The sequence below is a fragment of the Clostridium paridis genome (assembly GCF_016765615.1).
In the GTDB taxonomy this organism is placed as follows: Bacteria; Bacillota; Clostridia; order Clostridiales; family Clostridiaceae; genus Clostridium_T; species Clostridium_T paridis.
This window is the reverse complement of the sequence record NZ_JAESWA010000005.1, coordinates 1-21,006: the sequence shown is the minus strand read 5'-3', so window position 1 is coordinate 21,006 and position 21,006 is coordinate 1. Positions and strand designations below refer to the sequence as shown.

Annotated in this window: 22 protein-coding genes, 1 tRNA gene, 1 rRNA gene and 1 other annotated feature; of the genes, 6 read left to right on the top strand and 18 right to left on the bottom strand. The window is 30.4% G+C overall.

Annotated elements, in window-relative coordinates; all coding sequences use genetic code 11:
- Positions 1-28: 28 nt before the first annotated feature.
- Entirely contained in the window at positions 29-754 is a 726-nt protein-coding gene (locus JK634_RS01200; protein ID WP_202765810.1) for a hypothetical protein, read from the bottom strand.
- 317 nt (positions 755-1,071) lie between these two features.
- On the opposite strand from JK634_RS01200, the gene JK634_RS01195 reads away from it, so the two are divergent.
- Complete coding sequence (locus JK634_RS01195) at positions 1,072-1,530, top strand: DUF3990 domain-containing protein (protein WP_202765809.1); 459 nt, start codon at positions 1,072-1,074, stop codon at positions 1,528-1,530.
- 118 nt (positions 1,531-1,648) lie between these two features.
- Here JK634_RS01195 and JK634_RS01190 read toward each other — a convergent pair whose 3' ends face one another.
- Positions 1,649-3,205: an ABC-F family ATP-binding cassette domain-containing protein gene (locus tag JK634_RS01190; RefSeq protein ID WP_202765808.1), complete on the bottom strand. Its 1,557-nt coding sequence runs from the start codon at positions 3,203-3,205 to the stop codon at positions 1,649-1,651.
- Between the two features lie 199 nt (positions 3,206-3,404).
- Here JK634_RS01190 and JK634_RS01185 point away from each other — a divergent pair, with 199 nt between their 5' ends.
- From JK634_RS01185 to JK634_RS01165, 5 genes are all read left to right on the top strand, one after another.
- Complete coding sequence (locus JK634_RS01185; protein WP_202765861.1) at positions 3,405-3,554, top strand: hypothetical protein; 150 nt, start codon at positions 3,405-3,407, stop codon at positions 3,552-3,554.
- Between the two features lie 148 nt (positions 3,555-3,702).
- Positions 3,703-3,897, top strand: coding sequence for a hypothetical protein (locus JK634_RS01180; RefSeq protein ID WP_202765807.1), 195 nt, complete (start codon positions 3,703-3,705; stop codon positions 3,895-3,897).
- A gap of 143 nt (positions 3,898-4,040) precedes the next feature.
- Positions 4,041-4,595 (top strand): biotin transporter BioY, encoded by a 555-nt coding sequence (locus tag JK634_RS01175; RefSeq protein WP_202765806.1) that lies wholly within the window; start codon positions 4,041-4,043, stop codon positions 4,593-4,595.
- Positions 4,582-4,956 carry a DUF1284 domain-containing protein gene (locus JK634_RS01170; RefSeq protein ID WP_202765805.1) on the top strand — a complete coding sequence of 125 codons (375 nt, stop codon included), beginning with the start codon at positions 4,582-4,584 and terminating at the stop codon, positions 4,954-4,956. The genes JK634_RS01175 and JK634_RS01170 overlap by 14 nt, the downstream gene beginning before the upstream one ends.
- A gap of 78 nt (positions 4,957-5,034) precedes the next feature.
- Entirely contained in the window at positions 5,035-6,222 is a 1,188-nt protein-coding gene (locus JK634_RS01165) for a pyridoxal phosphate-dependent aminotransferase (protein WP_202765804.1), read from the top strand.
- 135 nt (positions 6,223-6,357) lie between these two features.
- Here JK634_RS01165 and JK634_RS01160 read toward each other — a convergent pair whose 3' ends face one another.
- From JK634_RS01160 to rrf, 16 genes are all read right to left on the bottom strand, one after another.
- Complete coding sequence (locus JK634_RS01160) at positions 6,358-6,576, bottom strand: hypothetical protein (protein WP_202765803.1); 219 nt, start codon at positions 6,574-6,576, stop codon at positions 6,358-6,360.
- Between the two features lie 161 nt (positions 6,577-6,737).
- Positions 6,738-7,676 carry a CPBP family intramembrane glutamic endopeptidase gene (locus tag JK634_RS01155; protein WP_202765802.1) on the bottom strand — a complete coding sequence of 313 codons (939 nt, stop codon included), beginning with the start codon at positions 7,674-7,676 and terminating at the stop codon, positions 6,738-6,740.
- A 241-nt stretch (positions 7,677-7,917) separates the two neighbouring features.
- Positions 7,918-9,156: a competence/damage-inducible protein A gene (locus JK634_RS01150; RefSeq protein ID WP_202765801.1), complete on the bottom strand. Its 1,239-nt coding sequence runs from the start codon at positions 9,154-9,156 to the stop codon at positions 7,918-7,920.
- Between the two features lie 298 nt (positions 9,157-9,454).
- Positions 9,455-9,595, bottom strand: coding sequence for a hypothetical protein (locus JK634_RS01145; RefSeq protein WP_202765860.1), 141 nt, complete (start codon positions 9,593-9,595; stop codon positions 9,455-9,457).
- A gap of 89 nt (positions 9,596-9,684) precedes the next feature.
- Positions 9,685-10,326, bottom strand: coding sequence for a histidine phosphatase family protein (locus JK634_RS01140; protein ID WP_202765800.1), 642 nt, complete (start codon positions 10,324-10,326; stop codon positions 9,685-9,687).
- Positions 10,327-10,529: 203 nt separating this feature from the next.
- Complete coding sequence (locus JK634_RS01135; protein ID WP_202765799.1) at positions 10,530-11,477, bottom strand: ROK family protein; 948 nt, start codon at positions 11,475-11,477, stop codon at positions 10,530-10,532.
- Between the two features lie 201 nt (positions 11,478-11,678).
- The gene (locus JK634_RS01130) at positions 11,679-11,915 is read right to left on the bottom strand and encodes a hypothetical protein (protein WP_202765798.1); all 237 of its coding nucleotides are present in this window, start codon (positions 11,913-11,915) and stop codon (positions 11,679-11,681) included.
- A 203-nt stretch (positions 11,916-12,118) separates the two neighbouring features.
- A complete protein-coding gene (gene fusA / locus JK634_RS01125; protein WP_202765797.1) occupies positions 12,119-14,209 on the bottom strand; it encodes an elongation factor G in 2,091 nt (696 codons plus the stop codon).
- 321 nt (positions 14,210-14,530) lie between these two features.
- Complete coding sequence (gene aspS / locus JK634_RS01120) at positions 14,531-15,814, bottom strand: aspartate--tRNA(Asn) ligase (RefSeq protein ID WP_202765796.1); 1,284 nt, start codon at positions 15,812-15,814, stop codon at positions 14,531-14,533.
- Between the two features lie 196 nt (positions 15,815-16,010).
- Positions 16,011-16,228: a binding site (T-box leader), on the bottom strand.
- A 114-nt stretch (positions 16,229-16,342) separates the two neighbouring features.
- Complete coding sequence (locus JK634_RS01115) at positions 16,343-16,501, bottom strand: zinc-ribbon domain-containing protein (protein ID WP_202765795.1); 159 nt, start codon at positions 16,499-16,501, stop codon at positions 16,343-16,345.
- Positions 16,502-16,676: 175 nt separating this feature from the next.
- A complete protein-coding gene (locus tag JK634_RS01110) occupies positions 16,677-18,068 on the bottom strand; it encodes a PTS fructose transporter subunit IIC (protein WP_202765794.1) in 1,392 nt (463 codons plus the stop codon).
- A 52-nt stretch (positions 18,069-18,120) separates the two neighbouring features.
- Entirely contained in the window at positions 18,121-18,561 is a 441-nt protein-coding gene (locus JK634_RS01105; RefSeq protein WP_202765793.1) for a PTS sugar transporter subunit IIA, read from the bottom strand.
- Complete coding sequence (gene pfkB / locus JK634_RS01100; RefSeq protein ID WP_202765792.1) at positions 18,551-19,498, bottom strand: 1-phosphofructokinase; 948 nt, start codon at positions 19,496-19,498, stop codon at positions 18,551-18,553. The genes JK634_RS01105 and pfkB overlap by 11 nt, the downstream gene beginning before the upstream one ends.
- An 18-nt stretch (positions 19,499-19,516) precedes the next feature.
- Positions 19,517-20,284 (bottom strand): DeoR/GlpR family DNA-binding transcription regulator, encoded by a 768-nt coding sequence (locus JK634_RS01095; RefSeq protein ID WP_338031202.1) that lies wholly within the window; start codon positions 20,282-20,284, stop codon positions 19,517-19,519.
- Between the two features lie 221 nt (positions 20,285-20,505).
- Positions 20,506-20,580 (bottom strand) — tRNA-Asn (locus JK634_RS01090).
- A 5-nt stretch (positions 20,581-20,585) separates the two neighbouring features.
- Positions 20,586-20,702, bottom strand: a 5S ribosomal RNA gene (rrf, locus tag JK634_RS01085).
- Between the last annotated feature and the right edge of the window lie 304 nt (positions 20,703-21,006).

The window sequence follows — 21,006 nt, the reverse complement described above, 5'->3', positions numbered from 1 at the left end:
CTCATAAGTTTTAATGTTAAAGTATGTCTTATTTAAAAGGATCTTCAATCTCAATATCATAGTTAGACTTCTCAGAAGTTGATTGCAATTTAGTTACTAGTTTACTTATTTCTTCTCTTACATAATTTAAAATTAAACTGTATTGATATTGATTTTTCAACCTTAATCCCTGGAAGAATTCAAAGTATTCGCTTTCCATTAGCACATCTTCAATTGATGATTCTAGTTTACTAGAATCATCAATGTTAATTTTAACTTTTTGACATATATCATTGATATTATTAATAGCAACTTCTATATCAATATTCTTAATATCACTACTCCAACTTGCCAAAAGCCCACTAATATACTCTAGATACTTATCTCCTTGATAATTCTTATCATCTATTTTTGACAAATGTACATCATATTGAATTTCTTTTAATTCATCTATTAAGCAATTTTTAAAGGATAACAATATTAAAGGTAAAACTTCATCCTTATAATTATCAGAATAAAACCTAGCTAATTCTTCATCGATTAGTTCATTTATATGAAACTCCTTATTTAGAATATTTATTGAATTTTTCCCTGTAGAAAGTGCTTCAATAGACAATTTCATAACATCGGTAACATTATAAAAATCTGTACTTCCTATAGCTTTAATTTTTTCATTAATTACAATTGTAATAATATCGATCATATTTAAGTACTCACTAGGCGCTCTAAACTGAATCATTTTTGCATTTTCTTTTCTCTCAGCTCCTTTAATCATATATACCTCCTTTTAACTTAATCCTCATGATAAATGTATTACATTTTTAATGATTTGTAAATATATTTTCTATTTTTGTAATACATAACTCAAGTCACCCTTGAACACAGTTATATCTTTATTCAAGAATTCATAACACATTCTACATAAATGATAGATAATACTCTAGTACATTCGAACATTAGTTATATTTACTTTTTCATTCAGCAAATATTTTACCAAAAACTTCATACTTTAACTTAACAGCCATTGCACAGTGATTATAATACTGTGTTAATTTTGATATAATGAGAGGAGAAATAATCATGGAGGTAATTATGAACAAAATAATATATTATGGTAGCTACATAGAAAAAGAATTTCCAGCGATTCGTAAGCATAAGTTTACTAAAGATTTTTCCTGGGGCTTCTATTGCACTGAAATTAAAGAACAAGCAGAAAAACGGGCTAGTAAATTTAAGACTCCGATAGTTAATGTTTATGAAATTAAAAATACTGAAACCTTAAATGTAAGAATCTTTGAAGATTATACAAGTGAATGGTTAGAATTTGTAGTCGGCTGTAGAAGTGGTAATACTCATAAATACGATGTAGTTATTGGCCCCATGGCTGATGACACTATATATGATTATATAGACGCATATACTCATGGACAAATGGAAGAACAACAATTTTTTGACTTAATGAAATTTGAATATCCTACCCACCAAATAAGCTTTCATACAATAGATGCATTAGATAACATTGATTTTATTGAAAGCTATGAATTAAAATAACAATTAAGGATTTAGTTAACACTAGGTTCTTTTATTTTTAGTGTATAAAAAGCTCAAGCCCCTGTAAATTAAAGGCTTGAGCTATCTTTGTTCCTAGTAATCTTATTTTGTGAGACTATTATACTATTTTAGTTGTCCAATCTTCACAATTCCATATTTCTGTTACCACATCTCTATAGAATTCTGGTTCATGGGATACTAGTAATATTGAACCTTTATATTCTTTTAAGGCTCTTTTTAATTCCTCTTTAGCTTCTACATCTAAATGGTTTGTAGGCTCGTCTAAGATTAATATATTTGTTTCTGTATTTAAAATCTTACATAGTCTTACTTTTGCAGCTTCTCCTCCAGATAAAACCATGATCTTTGATTCTAACTGTTTTGTTGTTAAGCCACATTTAGCTAAGGCTGCTCTAATTTCATATTGAGTCTTGCTTGGGAACTCCTGCCACACTTCTTCTATACAAGTGTTAGTATTTCCTGATCTATCTTCTTGCTCAAAGTAACCTATATATTGATAATCACCAAGTTCTACTTCTCCACTTAAAGGCTTAACTTTTCCAAGTAAGCTCTTTAGGAGTGTAGATTTACCTAATCCATTTGCTCCAACTAAAGCAATCTTTTGTCCTCTTTCCATATAAAGATTTAATGGTTTAGTTAATGGTGAATCATATCCTATTACTAAATCTCTAGTTTCAAATATTGCTTTTCCTGAAGCTCTAGCTGCTTTGAAGTTAAATTCTGGCTTTGGTTTTTCTTTTGAAAGTTCTATTACTTCCATTTTATCAAGCTTCTTTTGTCTTGATTTAGCCATATTAGCAGTAGCAACATTTGCTTTATTTCTTGCAACAAAGTCTTCTAATCTAGCTATTTCCTTTTGTTGCTTCTCATATGCTGCTTCTAATCTCTTTTTACTTTCTTCATATAATCTTCTAAACTCATCATAGTCTCCTACATATCTAGTTAACTTTCTTTCTTCTACATGATAAATAAGATTAACTACTGAATTTAAAAACGGAATATCATGGGATATTAATATAAACGCATTTTCGTAATTATTTAAATATCTCTTAAGCCACTCTATATGCTCTTCATCTAAGTAGTTAGTAGGCTCGTCTAGAAGTAATATTTCTGAATTTTGTAATAATAGCTTTCCAAGTAAAATTTTTGTCCTTTGTCCACCTGATAAATCATCTACATCTCTATCTAAGCCTAAATCTAAAAGTCCAAGACCTTTAGCAACTTCTTCTACCTTTGCATCTATTACATAAAATCCATTATGATCTAATAAATCTTGAATAGTTGCAGTTCTTTCAAGCATTTTTTCTAATTCTTCTGGTTCAACTTCTCCCATTTTTCCATAAAGAGAATTCATTTCTTCTTCTAAATCAAATAAATATTTAAATGCATCTCTAAGTGCATCTCTTATGGAAATTCCTTTTTCTAATACTGCATGCTGGTCCATGTATCCAACTCTAACATTATTTGACCAAATTACTTTACCTTCATCTGGCATAAGTTTATTGGTAACTATATTCATAAATGTAGATTTTCCTTCTCCATTAGCTCCAATTAAACCTACGTGTTCTCCTTTTAATAATCTAAAAGAAACATCTTCAAATATAGCTCTATCACCAAATCCATGGCTCATATCTTTAACTGTTAAAACACTCATTTTCTTCTCTCCTTAGTAATACTTCGCTAGGATAATTTTAATAGATGGTACGACTTATTACAAGAGTATTTATTCTTATAATTTTATCCAACACTTCAATTCTTTTTATAGAATTTTAAAATTTAATTAGTTAAAAATATAATAGTAGAGTTTTAAAATATTTAATTATATTTTTAGTGCTCTATAAAGAAGGGAGGTTTTGAAGATGAATAAAAAAGAAAAAACAGCTACAGATAACCAATGGGCTTCTACAGCTGGAGACCCTACTCAAAACAGCTGTACTTGCAATGGTGAAAAAAAACAAAAATCTGCAACTGACAATCAATGGACCTCTACCTTAAAAAAATAATTTAGTAAAAAGTGTGCTATCAATTTATTGATGGCACACTTTTTGTTTAATTAACCTACTTTTAATAATTCTTAACAGCTCAAGGCATTAACCTTAATCCTATTACTGCTATGATTTAAATATAAATATTTAGCTAGGAGGCTTTATTATGAAAAAAAATTATAGCATTAAAACTAAGATTGAAGTTGAAGTAGAAACCATATTAGGACATGACTTTATTCCTACTGAAAATATCCTTATGAATTTAATAAATTCCGATCTTTCAAACGCTGAATATGCAGTAAAGAATATAAAGATATTAAACTTCAATGTAGAAAATCATAAAGAAAGAATCTCTGATTAATATTTATTTAGGACTTCCTTTTGAGGTTCTTTTTTTTATTTTAATTGTAAACCAAATTATAAGCTTATAGGTTGACAATTGTATTTTATCTTATTATACTATGGTATATATTTACTATATACATATTTAAAAAGGAGATTAACATGAAAAATACTTTATCAATTAGAGATATAACATTTATAGGTATGGGAGCTGCCATTTTGGCTATTCTTTCTCAATTCTCTATTCCACTACCGTTTTCAGCTGTTCCACTAACTTTACAAGTACCTGCCGTTATATTAATTTCACTTATTTTTAAACCTAAGCAATCATTTTTATCTGTTTTAGTTTTTATTTTATTAGGAGCAGTAGGACTACCTGTTTTCGCAAGTTTCCATGGTGGTTTTAATGTTATTGTTGGTCCTACAGGAGGATACCTTCTTGGATTCCTAATAATGCCACTAATTATTTCTAATGCTTCCTCAAAATGTGGCACTGTTATTATATTTGTATTAACTTATGTAGCTCTTGCATTTGATTATCTAGTAGGAGTTCTTCAATTATCAATAGTTGCTCATTTATCTATTACAAGTGCATTAGCTGCTGGACTTTACCCATTTATATTTAAAGATATTATTGTTGTATTTATTACTATATTTTTAGGTTTAAATATAAAAAGAAGACTTAACATAGGTGCAAGTTCCAATGCTATATCTTAGGCCACATCATTTATTATGCCTAAAATGGTTTGTTGGAGAAGGCTATAGTTCTGATTTTACTAGGAATATGCATGAAATACTTTTTAAGCTTAATAATACTAATCAAGAATTTACACTTACCCTTGAAAATGATAATATTTGTTCAAAATGTCCTAACTTGAATTCATCCCATATCTGCACTAGTGCTGCTAAGGTTTCTATAATGGATGCAAAAGTAATTAAATATTTCTCATTAACTCCAAGTAAAACATATAATTATATTGATATTAAGAAAAAATTTGAAGATTCTATTCCAACAGAAGCAATTAATGATATTTGTGGGAATTGTGAATGGTTTTCCTTAAATCTATGTTGGAGATAGCTTTAGGAAAATTTAATTCTTTACTAAAGTGTGATAAAATAATTAGTATTACTTAGTAAATGAATGGGGGCATGTAGTATGATTTCAGATAAAATGCAGGAACTTGTTTCAACTAGCTCTTTAATACGTGCTATGTTTGAAGAAGGAAAAAGACTATCTGCAATCTATGGAGAAGATAATGTTTTTGATTTCAGCTTAGGAAATCCAAACCTTGAACCTCCTGAAAATATTAAAAATTCCATAATCGAAATATTAAATGATGAGTCGCCAAACTATGTTCACGGCTATATGAACAATTCTGGTTATGAAGATGTTAGAGAAGCTATTGCAAGCTTTCTTAATAAAAAGCACTCATTAAATTTATCTCATGATAATATAGTAATGACTTGTGGGGCAGCAGGCGGACTTAATATCATTTTTAAAACATTATTAAATCCTTGTGATGAAGTTATAGTCTTTGCTCCATACTTTGGGGAATATAATAACTATGTAGAAAACTTTCAAGGAAATCTGGTAGTTGTTTCACCTGACTTGACTACCTTTGAGCCTGATTTGACTGAATTAGAAAAGAAAATAACTCAAAAAACAAAAGCTATTATAATTAATACTCCTAATAATCCAACTGGAGTTGTTTATTCTGAAGACTTAATAAAAAGACTCTCTGATCTTCTAGAAAAAAAGCAGCAGGAATTTAATACAAGCATATACTTAATTTCAGATGAACCTTATAGAGAAATCGTATATGATGGAGTCAATGTACCGTGTATTCTAAATTATTATAAGAATTCTCTTATAGGCTATTCTTATAGTAAATCCCTATCCCTTCCTGGAGAGAGAATAGGATATATAGTAGCAAATAGTGATATGGATGATTTCTCTGATTTTATGGCAGCTCTAAATGTTGCTAACAGAATACTTGGGTTTGTAAATGCTCCTTCTCTTTTCCAAAGAGTTGTTGCTAAAGCACTAGATTCAGAGGTAGATATAAACTTATATAAGAAAAATAGAGACTTATTATACAATCATCTTGTTAAAATAGGTTTTGAATGTATAAAGCCTCAAGGAGCGTTCTATTTATTCCCTAAAGCTTTAATTGAAGATGATGTTAAATTTGCAGATGAAGCTAAAAAATTCAATTTGCTTATAGTACCTGGTTCTTCCTTTGGCTGTCCAGGATACTTTAGACTTTCATATTGTATTTCCTATGATAAAATTGAAAAATCTTTGGATGCATTTACTAAATTAGCTAATATGTATTTAAAATAAATCAAAGAGATCTTTTAAATTATAAAGAGTAACTTTTGAAAAATAATATTTGTAACATAGTATGTTAAGTTAAAAAGTCCAGCAAAATTTGCTGGACTTTATTTTGTATCATATTAAAGTTATGAAATATATATTCTATTTATACTTTTTCTCTATAAACATATTTATTAATCCTATAGAAAATATTAAAGCACCAATTATCTCTATTGATTGTATAAAACCATTTAATAAAGTAGTATACTCACCTACTAAATTTTTATTTGCGTAGATTGTGTTAATCATAAAATAACCCATAGGTGAACTAAATAATATTATTATAATCCCTAATAAAAAGTATTTAAGCTGATTTTTCATAAAATTCCCCCTAATAATTCATAGATTGATACAATTATAAGTTAGTTTCTATGTTCAATTATACCACCACATCCAATATTTTGTAATTCATTGTAAATTTGAGTATAATTGATTTTAATCGCTTTATCTACTTTTTCTTGAGCGATAATATTATATTTGCTTTATTTAATTATTACTATCATTGCAAATAAATAAAATACTATTATTCCAATCATCGGAAGATTTATTACTCTCTCTTTAATAAGCTCAGTCCTTAAAGCCATCTCTGTTTCCATAGAAAGACTTTCATAACAATCGTAAATACCTTTACTCTTGCAATTCTTCTCAATCTTTCTAATTATAATTATTGAAAGTGCACCAAATATTACTGCTAAAGTTCCATAAGATATAAGTGCAGTTATTTTAGCATCTATTCCTAAGGATGCAATGTCTGGAGTTGAGTTATTCTTCACAAATGGTGCAAGTATCTTTTGCAAAGAAACCTGTATTCCATTAATCATAAAATGTAATAGTGAAGAAGCAAATATGCTATTAGTTACTCTAACTAAATATGCTAATACCATTCCAAGTACGGCTGCATAAAGGAATTGCTGTGCATTTAAATGAAAAATTCCAAATAAAATTCCAGTAGTAATCGCTGCTATCCATTTATTTTTAAAATTATAACCTGAAAGTACCACTCCCCTTAATGTAACCTCTTCTGTTATAGCTGGTGTTACGGCTATTAATAGTAGCATTACTGGATATGGAGTGTCACTTATAGAGTTTATAAAATTTGAAATATCATTATTAAAAAAGAAACTTGTTATAAGAGAAAAAAGCATCATAACAGGTTGGATTGCAAAACCTAGACCAATGATTAATAAAACATTCTTAAAACTTATTGGGTTAAGCCTAAAAGTCTTTTTAAAAGATGATTTAGTTACAAATATATATATTGTTGCAGGTACTAAAAATAATAAAATATGATTTGTCTCTAATACAATCCTAACATCTCTAACTCCTATTGATACTAAAAATGGATTTATTACTTCAGGGCCAAAAACACTAAGAACTAATATGATTAAGAAATATAAATTTGCTCTAAAAACTTTTTTCATAAAATTCCCACTTTCTACATGTCATTAAAAAATTACCAATCTATTATTAAAATATTTTTCTTATCTCTAAATATTATGCTGTATAAAAATTTATAAATATGTCTACACTATTATTGAAGCAAAATTGCTTTATACAATTTAGCCTCTCCCCCATTTAAATATAACAATTAACTGCCCTCTAGATCTTGCTACTGCATTCTAGAGGGTATGTTATTTTAATCATAGACAATGTCTCTGTTATTTATTCTTCACTTATAGTTTTTCTAATTATATTTAATGCATTCATTGTAGTTCTTATTCTAACCTTATTTCTATCTCCTTGAAACTCAAATCTTTTTACTATTGTATTTCCCTTATAACTTATACCTACATAAACAAGCCCCACTGGTTTCTCCTTAGTTCCTCCTGTAGGTCCTGCAATACCAGTAGTAGAGACTCCAACATCAGTTCCAGAAGTTTTTGCTATACCTTCAGCCATTTCTTTTGCTGTTTCTTCACTAACTGCTCCATATTTATCTAAGGTTTCCTTTTTAACTCCTAATCTATTTGCTTTTGCATCATTTGAATAAGTTACAGCCCCTTCAAGAAAACATTCACTTATTCCTCCATAATTTATTAGCTTTGAAGCTATCATTCCACCAGTGCAGCTTTCTGCAGTAGAAATAGTTATCTTTTTATCCACCAGCATCTTCGCAACTACTTCTTCTAAAGTGGTCTCACCTTCCCCATAAATAAACTCTCCAAGTTTTTCTCTAACCTTTTTCTCCATAGGGATTATAAGTTTTCTTGCTTCCTCTTCATTTTTCCCTTTTGCTGTAATTCTTAATGTTACATCCACATCTTTTGCATATGGCGCAATAGTTGGATTGGTTTGAGTGTCTATAATATCTTTTATTTCTTCAGCCATATGACTTTCGCCTATTCCAAATAATCTTAGTGTTTTTGAAACTAAGACATTATCAGTTAATTTTTTTAAATATGGAACAACACGCTCATCAAACATAGGCTTCATTTCCTTAGGTGGTCCTGGCAAAATAATTATTTTCTTACCATTCTCACTTTCTAATATTGCTCCTGGAGCAGTTCCATGATTATTCTCTAGAATAATAGCTTCTTTGGGGAAATATGCCTGCTTCTTATTGCTCTCAGTAACACCTCTACCATTATTCTTAAAATAACTTTCTAATTTTTTATAAGATTCTTCATGAAGTACTAATTCTTGCTTAAAATATTTTGCTGCAACTTCCTTTGTTAAATCATCCGGAGTTGGTCCAAGCCCACCAGTTGTAACAATAATATCACTATTTTCAAAAGCTCTCTCAAAGCTTTCTAATATTCTTTCCTCATTATCTCCAACAACAGTCTGCCTATATACATTAATACCTAGACTAGCTAATTCTTTTGATAAGTACTGAGCGTTAGTATTGACTATATCTCCGAGCAATAGTTCTGTACCTACTGATATAATTTCTGCATTCATTTTCTTCACCTTCTTAGAAATAAATTAATTAACTATAATAATAACACTAAATTTTGGTATTTTCTATATGGACTTCATTTCTAAAAATTCAAACTTATAATTTGTCTATAATATTAAAATTTCATAAATCTCTAAAGAGTAAAAAAATCTGTACCAAAGCAAAATATTGCCTTGGACAGATTCTTTATTTAAAAAACTCCTTTACCTCAAAACCTGAACATCTAAAAATAAGTATTCATAAAATTTAGCTTTAAGGTGGGGTAAAAGCTAGATGTGGTTATGTATGAAGCAAAAGAATTTATTGCCCTGATCTCTCTATTGACTGTTTCTTTGCAGTTCTATTTTTATTTTTTTCTTCCTCTGAAGTAATCCTATGATCCCAGTTTGATTTTAATTCTCTAGAAAGCTTATTATCTACTTGGCTATCCTTTGTCATCATTAATTCACTCCCGTCCATTAATTCTTGTCCTTACATTATTTAATCTATGCAGAAACATAATTTTTATGTATGGAAATTTATTTTAATGATTACCAACCTTTTCTTTCATAATCCTCTTCATAATGTTCCGTATCATTCTTTAATTCTATTGAATATTCCCCATCTTCTATAACTATTTTAGTTAAGGATGTTTGCCCCATTATTATACCCTTAATAGCTTCTTCTGGTGATATTCCTTCAAAAAACCCCAAAACTAATTTTAATGTCATTCCATGAGTTAATATTAATATATCCTTACCAACGCTTTCATCAATTATCTCATTTATTGTTTCCATAGTTCTTTCACTAAATTCAGCAAATGATTCTCCACCAAAGGATTTGTATTTAAGGGGTTCATTATAAAGATTATATAATTCCTCAGAATATTCGTCTGACTTTTCTATATCCTCCCATATTAAACCTTCCCATTCACCAAATCCCATTTCTCTTAATCCATCCTTAGGAATAATAGGAATATCCTTATTGCCTCTTATTATTTCAGATGTTTTTATTGCTCTTTTGGATGAGCTTGAATATATCACATCTATATTTACATCTTTAATTCTTTTATTTAAATTTTTTGCATTTTTTATTCCATTCTCTGTTAATTCAGAGTCACCCCATCCTTGTAACCTTTTTTCTAAGTTCCAAATTGTCTCTCCATGCCTCGTTAGATATATTATGCTTTTCATTTTTCCTCCTAGTATAGGTTTTTTATAGAAAACTTAATTTATTCTTGTTTGAATAAGTTATTAGTTGAGCTTAAAACCCTTGTATTTTATTTACTAAACAATATTATAAAATATGAATAGTAAAAAATCATTATTCTTTATATTAATTTAAAATAAAAAGAGGCTACTCATTTAATTATGAGATAGCCTATAATATCTATATTTTATTCACTTTCCATTATTGCTAAAGCTAAAGCACCTATTACCCCTGCTTCTGTTCCTAAGCCTGCTGGTTCAATCTTACAGTTATCTGACATAACCTTAAAACATCTTTCATTAACTACTTCTTGAACCTTTTTAAATACTATGTCTCCACCTTTTGAAACTCCACCACCTATAATAACTTTTTCTGGATCGAAACTTGCTATTATATTTGCTACACCTATTCCTAAATAAGTTAAAGCTTCATCTAAGATCTTTTGAGACACTGCATCTCCTTTTTCAGCTTCCTTAAATACTTCATATGAAGTAACTTTTTCATAATTTCTTAATGAAGTTTCTACTTTAGAGTTTACTGCTTCATTTGCTCTTCTTCCAATTGCAGTTCCAGATGATACAGCCTCTAAACATCCTATATTTCCACAGCCACATCTTGGGCCTCCTGGGAATACTGTAGTATGTCCAACTTCTAAAGCATTGCAAGTGCTTCCTCTAAATATCTTACCATTTAGTATAGCTCCTCCACCAACTCCAGTACTTACAGTAATGTATATCATGTTTTCTGTGCCTTTTCCTGCACCAAACATAAACTCTCCAATTGCTGCAACATTTGCATCATTATCAAGATATACTGGTATTGAGAAATAATCTACTATAGGCTTAACTAAATCAAAATCTTTAAAAGGAAGATTTGGTGTTGTAATTATTATTCCTTTTTTAGAATCTAATGGTCCTGGAGACCCTATACCTATAGCTTTCACCTCATTTGTCTTAACCTTAGCTTCAGTTATTACAGTATCAATAGACTTAATTATTCTATCTAATACTGCATTTTCTCCTTCTTCAGCTAATGTTGGGATTGTAGACTGAGCTATAACTCTACCCTTTAAATCAGAAATAGCACAACTGATTTTTGTTCCTCCTAGGTCTACACCTACAACATAATCCTTCATTTTTTACCTCCTCATCAATAACTTGTCCAACTAAAATATTATAGATAACCATTACACTAATTTTATTCACACTTGTTGATTTTTTAACACTTAAACCCAAAATCAGCCAGTATAAATCCTTAGTGAAGTTGGTTATCTTCAGCTAGTTAATACTAGCTAAACGATATCATCTTTATTATATCATAGAACTACTTATTTTGTTTATTTCTTTTTAAGCGCATTTATATAATAATTTCCTAATGCATCTTGCCCTTGTTCATTTATCATAAAATTGCTTCCTTCAAGCATTGAACAAATTATATCTATATTTTCTTTGCTTGCAGCATTTAATGTTATAGTAAAATTATCTTTGGAATCAACGACTCCTATGTAATCATATATATTACTATAGTCACTCAATCCTATGCTTCCCCTTATTTCCATCTTATAATCTGACATATAAATCCTCCTATTAAGGTTTCTTTTATATATAATTAAGTAATTTTAATATTATTACTTCTAATTCCTAAAAAAATTTTGTAATTATAATCTTCCCTATAGAGCTTGTCTTTATACTCAAATGTACTTATGTAAAAGTTTTAAAATATTTAATTATAAAAAGAGATACTGAATCTTCAGTATCTCTTAAATAAACATATTTTTTATGCATGAACCAATTCATTTTTTAAGTTTTTAGTTTCTTCTATAATAGAATCCACTTCATTTGGAGGAACTTCCTCATATCTCTCAAACTTCATAGAGAAGTTTCCTCTCGCACTAGTTATGCTTCTTAAATCAGTAGCATACTTAAACATTTCTGCTAATGGAACTTCCGCTATAAGTTTTTGAATATTACCATCTGGTTCCATTCCTAAAACTCTACCTCTTCTTTTATTTAAATCTCCAATAACATCTCCCATATTTTCTTCAGGCACTAGAACTTCCACATGCATTATTGGTTCTAATAATATTGCTTTGGCTTGCTCTAATCCTTTTTTAAATGCTAAAGATGCTGCCACTTTAAATGCCATTTCTGATGAGTCTACTGAATGATATGAACCATCATGAAGTGTGGCTCTTAAGCCTATTACTGGATACCCTGCTAGAACTCCATGTTGAATACACTCTTTCAATCCCTTTTCTACAGCTGGGATAAAGTTTCTAGGTACTACACCACCTACAACCTTATCAACAAATTCTAATTCAGTCTCACCATCTGTTCTAGGTTCAAACTTAATCCATACATCTCCATATTGTCCATGTCCACCAGATTGCTTTTTATGCTTTCCTTGAACATCAGCTACCCCTTTTATAGTTTCTCTATATGGAATCTTTGGTGGTTGAAGTAATACATCTACTCCAAACTTATTTTTAATTTTAGATGCAATTACATCTAAATGTGTTTCTCCTATACCAGAAATAATTGTTTCAGCATTTTCTGTATCCCTGTTTATATTAAATGTAGGGTCTTCTTCTAATAATTTATTTAATGCTAATGATATCTTTTCTTCATCACCTTTGCTTTTAGGCACAACTGACATAGACATTATAGGTTCAGGGAAATTCATATTATCATACCTTATCTTAAAAGATTCCTCACATAAGGTATCTCCAGTGCCAGTATACTGTAATTTTGCTACTGCTCCAATATCCCCTGCTATTATCTCCTTAACTGGAGTTTGTTGCTTTCCTCTCATAAAATATAAATTACTTAACTTTTCTGTTTTATCTTTTGACGAATTATATATATTTAAATCGCCCCTAGCTTTACCAGTTATAACTCTAAACAACGATAGCTTTCCAACAAACGGATCAGCTATGCTTTTGAATACAAATGCTGAGAATGGTTTATCTTCATTATACTCCTCAAAAACTTCTTCTCCAGTATCTAATTTAACAGCCTTTTGTGGTACAGCATATTTAGGTGATGGGAAACAATCACATATATCATCTAATAATACTTCCATTCCTATATTTTTTAATGCACTTCCACACATTACAGGTGCTATATCCCCTGAGGTGCATCCAATAATTAATCCTGCATATATCTCCTCATCTGTTAGTTCCCCTTCTGCAAAATACTTATTTAATAATTCCTCATCTGTTTCAGCCACTGATTCCATAACCATGCTTCTACATTCTTCTATTCTCTCTTCCAATTCTGCTGGAACTCCTGTTTCTTGTAATTTACCTTTATCGTATATATACGCTTTTCTTGAAATAACGTTTACTACCCCTTTAAAATCAGCTTCTTTTCCAATTGGATATTGTATTGGAACTACAGGCATACCGAAGGATTCCTTTAATGAAGCAAGCACTTTATCATAATCTGAATTTTCCCTATCTAACTTGTTAATAAAGAAACTTCTGGGCAACTTAATTTTATTACAATAATCCCATGCTTTTTCTGTACCTACCTTAACCCCAGATACACCTGATACTACTATTAAAGCTACATCTGAGGCTCTCATTCCTTCTATTTGCTCACCTAAAAAGTCGAAGTAACCAGGGGTATCTAAAAAGTTAATTTTCTTTTCTTTATATTCTAATGGTAGTATGGATGTTGACAAGGAAATTTTTCTTTTCTTTTCCTCGGGATCATAATCACTAATAGTAGTTCCTTCTTCTATTTTCCCTAGTCTATCAGTTAACTTTGTAGTAAATAATAACGCCTCAACTAATGATGTTTTTCCTGAGGAACCATGACCGACAATTCCTACATTTCTTAAATTAGCTAATTTGTATTCTTTCATACTCTTCATCAAGGTACTTATTTTCCCTTGATTTCACCCACCTTTCCTATAGTTTAGGTATATATATAATGCTGATAATTCAGCTTTATCTATCTATATAAAAAATATTAAAAATTTATATATTTTATTCCTAACCTTATTAAAGTAAGCTATTATATAAATATATATTCTACTATTTAACTGTATTTCCTTTATCTTTTCTAAATATTCTGAATATTCTTTTTTATTATGGTTAGTTTTATCCTATACTACATATTTTTTCCTAAAATATTAAATAAATTCTACTCTTGTTAAATTATTTTTATATGTGATATATATTTTTTATGGCACTAATCTATGTCTATCTCTTGGAAATAAGGATGTTTTCCTTACATTTTCAATACCTAGTAATAACGCCATAAACCTTTCAAGTCCTATTGCAAAACCTCCATGTGGTGGCATACCATATTTAAAGGTTTCGATATAGCTACTAAAGTCTTCTGGGTTTAATCCCTTGTCTTTAAAATTCTGAACTAGCATATTATACTCATGAATTCTCTGGGCACCAGATGTTATCTCAACCCCTCTAAATATAAGGTCAAATGCTTTTGTTCCATTTTCACCTTTAGGCATTGTATACATTGGTCTACACTCTCTGCCATAATCAGTAATAAACACGAAATCAGAATTAAATTTTTCTCTAACATATTTACTAATTAGTCTTTCTCCTTCAGGATCAAGATCATTTTCGTCTATAACTTTTCCATAGTTATTTTTAAGAATTTCTTTTACTTCTCGTAATTCAAATCTAGGAATCTCTTCAACTATAGGAATTTCTATTTTTAGAGCTTCTATATACTTTTCTCCTTTTTCATTTAGTTCTTTCATCATAAATTTTAGTAATTCTTGCTCTAAATCCATTATTGTTGACTCATCTTCTATAAATGCCATCTCAACATCCATACTTGTAAATTGATTTAAATGTCTACTTGTATCATGCTCTTCTGCCCTGAAAAAATTTGCTATTTCAAATACCTTTTCATACCCTGCACCAATCATCATTTGTTTATAAAATTGAGGGCTCTGAGAAAGATATGCTTTTTCTCCAAAATAATCTACTTTAAATAATGCAGTCCCGCCTTCTGCTCCTTCAGCCACTATCTTAGGAGTGAATATTTCAGTAAATCCTTCACTAGATAGAAAACTTCTAAATGCTTGAACTAAAATATGCTGAACTCTAAAAATCGAGTTCTCCTTTTCATTTCTTAAACTAAGAACCCTGTTATTCAAAAGTGTATCTAATGAAACTTGAAGCTCACTTTTATTAATTTCAATAGGCAGCTCCCCTATTACCCCATTTAATACAGATATACTTTCTACAAAAATTTCATAAGGGTTTAATGAATTTTTTCCTTCTTTAACTATTCCTATGACTTCTACAACTGCTTCATTTGAAATTCCATCTAGTGATATTTCCTTTCCAGCTACACATTGTACTAGTCCGCTTTCATCTCTTAATACTATAAATGTTATATTTTTTAGTGTTCTAATTCTATGAATCCACCCTTTTAGCATTATCCTTTCTTCAATCTTCTCACTTAATTCTTTGGCCATTTCCCTTTTCATAATACTTCTCCTTTCTAATGTAAAGAATAATCAATACCATAAACCATGGCATTTTCCTAAAAAACAAAAAAAATCTTCACCCCTTTTAGGAGCGAAGATTAAATTTCACGATACCATCCTAATTAACCTTACTAATAAATCAATAAGTAATAATGCTACTCATAGTTTTGATAAATAAAAAAACCTCTCTCCCTTTGCAAGGAGTGAGGTTATACCCACGGTGCCATCCTTATTAATCTCATTAAATAAGATTATCTCTAAAGCCATATAACGGTGGCTCCCGATTTATCCTACTAAAATTAAAATAAACTTCTCTGAGATGTCTTTCATTAGTATAATCTTATGAAGCTTCCACCACCCTTCACTCGCTAAGAAAATTAATTACCAACTACTTTTTCTCTTCATAGAATTCTATATTTTTTAAAATTATATCTCTACTTTATATCTATGTCAATATAGAATTATAAATTTCTAAAGAGTAAAAAAAACAAAGCTATGAAAGTTTCCTTTCATAGCCTAACATTCAGATTAGTATCTTCTGTTATTTTGTTGTTTCTTTGCTCTTCTGCAATCTACGCATCTTGTTGGTTCGTTATCGAATCCTTTTTCTTTGTAGAACGCTTGTTCTCCTTCTGTGAATACGAATTCTTTACCACAATCTCTGCATACTAATGTTTTATCTGCCATTTCAATTCCTCCATTTTAAAGATCTTCACTGGATTAACAAATTCTCTAAACTGGAGAAAATCATTATCTCATTCAATCTTTATCTTATTTTATTTGTACTATCGTACTTTTTTATAATATCATACTAATATCAAATGTGCAACTCTTATTTTAATTATATCTTACTTTTATTTTGCTATGCCACAGGCTTTTTAATTATTGAAAGAATAATTGCAGTTACTACTGTTCCTGCAACAAGTGCTACAACATATGGTAATAGGTTAGAAACTACATTAGGAATAGCTAACACCCAGATACCACCATGCGGAACTGCTAATCCACAACCAAATGCCATTGACAATCCACCTGCTACTGCTCCTCCTGCCATTACTGAAGGTATAACTCTTAACGGATCAGCTGCTGCAAAAGGTATTGCTCCTTCAGATATGAATGATAATCCTAACGCCCAAGCTGCTTTTCCTGATTCTCTCTCAGCATCTGTAAACTTCTTCTTTGCAATTACAGTTGCTAATGCTATTCCTAATGGAGGAACCATTCCTGCAACCATAGTTGCTGCCATTATAGTTGAAAGTTTTCCTGCTACAAGAGTCGCTGTAGCAAATGTATAGGCTGCTTTGTTTACAGGTCCACCTAAGTCAAATGCCATCATTAATCCTAATATAATTCCTAGTAAAGCTGCATTTGTACCTTTTAATCCGTTTAACCACCATGCAAGTGAATCATTTACATATGCTACCGGCCCACCAACTATAAATAACATTATAAGTCCTACTATAAGGGTTGATAATAAAGGTAAAACAAGTATTGGTATTAGACCTTCCATTGACTTTGGAAGTTTAATGTATTTCTTTAAAAATAACACTATATACCCTGCAATGAATCCTGCTATAATAGCTCCTAAGAAGCTTGAAACTTTTGTGTTTAAGAACTCATAACCAGCAACATTCTGTGCTAAGAATCCACCGACCATACCTGGAACTAATCCTGGTCTGTCTGCTATAGAATATGCTATATACCCAGCTAATGCTGGAATCATTAGTGCAAAAGATGCTTTGCCTGTCCAAAATATAGCTCCTCCGATGCTATTTGGAGAATTATAAACATAAATTCCTCCAAAAGCGAAACCTAATGCAATAAGAAGACCCCCTGCTACAACGAATGGAAGCATAAATGATACACCAGTCATTAAATGTTTATATATTCCTGTTCTTGATTCCTTCTCTTCAGCTTTTATTTTATTAACTTTGCTTGATAAGTTTTCGCTAACCTTTGTATCTAGTGCTCTTTTTATTAAAGCCTTTGAATCTTTAATGGCATCCTTTACAGGAACCTCGATTAATGGGAGACCTACAAATCTACTTTTATCAACATTTGTATCTGCTGCAATAATTACAGCTCTTGCTTCTCTTAAGTCATCATTAGTAATTACATTTTCAGCCCCTACTGACCCTTGAGTTTCAACCTTTATTTCATATCCTAACTCTTTTGCTGCCATTTGAAGTGCTTCTGCTGCCATATAAGTATGGGCAATCCCAGTTGGACATGAAGTGATTGCTACTAGTTTCATTATAATTCCTCCTTTTTTTATTCAATAGTTTACATATAAGTTCGTTATATAGTTAGAAGACCTCTAGAAAATCTTCAAAGCTACCACAATTCATTAGTTGTTCTCTAACTTCTGAATGCATTAATTTTCTTGATATTTCACTTAATACTTTTAAATGAATATTATTAGCTTCTTCTGGTACAGCTATTAAGAAAAATAAATGTGCTGGTTTTCCATCCATTGAATCATACTCAACCCCATCTACACTCTTCCCGAATACAATTGAAGCTTCTATAACAGAGTTACTCTTTCCATGAGGAATTGCTATTCCCATTCCAATCCCAGTTGAATATTCTTCTTCTCTATCTAATACTGCTTTTTTAAATACTGCAGCGTCTTTTACCTTATTATCTTTTATTAACAACTCAATAAGCTCATCTAATGCTTCAGTCTTTGTCTTTGATTTCATGTCAAAACTTACTCTTTCCTTTGAAAACATATCTCTAATTTCCATAATCTACACGCCTCACATTTCTTTCAGATATTTCTAAAAAGCTCTTTACTTCATCTAATGTACAAGCTTCTGTCCCTTCAAGCTGTACAGTCGAAGCTCCACAAGCTTGTGCAAAAGTTAAGGTATCTTTATTGCTTAAATTATTTAAAAGAGAATACACTATTGCTGCTACCATAGAATCACCTGCTCCTACAGTACTATTTACTTCTACCTTCAAGCCTTTTGCTGAATAAATTTCATCATCTGTAACATATATTGCTCCTTTAGAGCCTAATGAAACTAAAATCTTTGATACGCCATTTTTTTGGATTCCAATAGCTTTTTCAATTATTTTACTTTCATCTTCTAGTGTTTCATTAAACAGTAATGATAATTCATGATTATTGGGCTTTATCGCATAAGGTTTTTCCATTATCGCTTTCCTAAACAGTTCTCCTTCTGCATCTAATATTGTATAAGCCCCTCTCTCCTTAGCTATCTTTATTAGTCTTGCATATATGTCATCTGAAATACCCTTAGGTATCCCACCTGATATGACTATAATATTTTCTTTTTTGCAATTTTCTTTATATATCTCTATAAATTTTTGTAACTCTTCTTCTTTTATTGCTGGACCCGCCTCATTAATATCAGTATTAGTAGAATTTTTATTGTCTACTACTTTTATATTAGTTCTTGTTTGAGCCCCTATTTCAACAAATTGATGCTCTATCCCTCTATTATCTAACTCTTCTAGAAAAACACTTTTAACCATACCACCTAAAAAACCAATAGCTTTTGATTCTATCCCTAAGTTTTTTAGCACTTTTGATACATTAATTCCTTTTCCTCCAATATCAAATCTCTCTTTAGATGCCCTATTTACAGTACCTAAAGTAAAATTTTCAATAATCAGTGTTCTATCTAGGGCTGGATTTAAGGTTACGGTAATTACCATAATATCATCCCCTTCGTTCTAAGTAGTTATAACTTCAACGCCTACTTCGTTATATTCTTGCACTTCTTGTTCAGTTATTTCATCACTAGTTATAATCATACTTACAGCTTTTACCGGACAAATTACTGAAAATGATACATTTCTAAATTTACTTCCATCAGCTACTACTATAACTTCTCTAGCATTATTCATCATTACTTTTTTTGTTTGCGCTTCGGTTACATTTGGAGTTGTAACACCATCATCTATGGATATACCATTTGCGCCTATAAATGCTTTATCAACTCTAAAATTTTTTAACATTCTTTCAGTTATAGTTCCAACCATTGCTCTTGTACTAACTCTAATAGATCCTCCCGTAACTATGACTTCTATCTGATCATTTGATGATAATTCACCTGCTATATCTATTGAATTAGTTACTATTGTTACATCTTTAGCTGTTATTCTTTTTGCAATTTCTAGCGTAGTTGTTCCAGAATCTAATATTACAGTGTCTCCATCATTTATCATTTTACTTGCATATTCTGCAATCTTTATTTTTTTATCTTTTCTTTCATCTTTTTTATCTAAAAATGATGGTTCATAGTTGGTTCTATTATCTACTCCTACAGCTCCTCCATGAGTTCTCATCAAAAGACTTTTCTCTTCCATCTCTTGAAGATCTCTTCTAATAGTAGATTCTGAAACCTCTAATGCTTCTGCAATTTCTATAACTTTAATACTACTTTTCTCTTTTAACATATTTGATATTATTTGTTGTCTCTCTTGCGCAAACATGATCATTCAAACTCCTTCATTGAATTTATTTGATTAATTATGATTGTTTTTGATTGCTTAATTGTATTTTAAATGATTACATTTCAATTGTCAATAACATTTCACTCAAAAATAAGAAGTCTTAATCACAAACGTTCAAAAACCTTCAAAAGCATCCACTCTTAATCATAATTTTTATTGAAAAACAAAAAAACTCAGCTTCTGCTGAGTTACTTGTCATAATAAAATGGCTCCGCGAAGAGGGCTCGAACCTCCAACCTATCGGTTAACAGCCGAGTGCTCCACCATTGAGCTATCGCGGAACAACAATTGGCGATTCCCTACTCTCCCACACAGTCTCCCGTGCAGTACCATCGGCATCTCAAAGCTTAACCGTCCTGTTCGAAATGGGAAGGGGTGTTACCTTTGTATCATCATCACCAATTTTTCTCTAAATTTGCTATCTCCTTCGCATTGCGTTGTCGTCTGCATCGCTTTGGTGCTCACGTAACTTGAAGTACGTTCCGCTCCGCGCTCTTTGACTCCTAGCACTGCTCGAATCTATCAAATTTAATGTGAATTTACTATTATGTAAATAAATTCTTTTTTGAAAAAACATATTTTATTAATACTGTTCTTTCAAAATTGCACACAATATCCAGTTGTTTTTATTTGGTCAAGCCCTCGATCTATTAGTATGAGTCAGCTAAATATGTTACCACACTTACACCCCTCACCTATCAACCTTG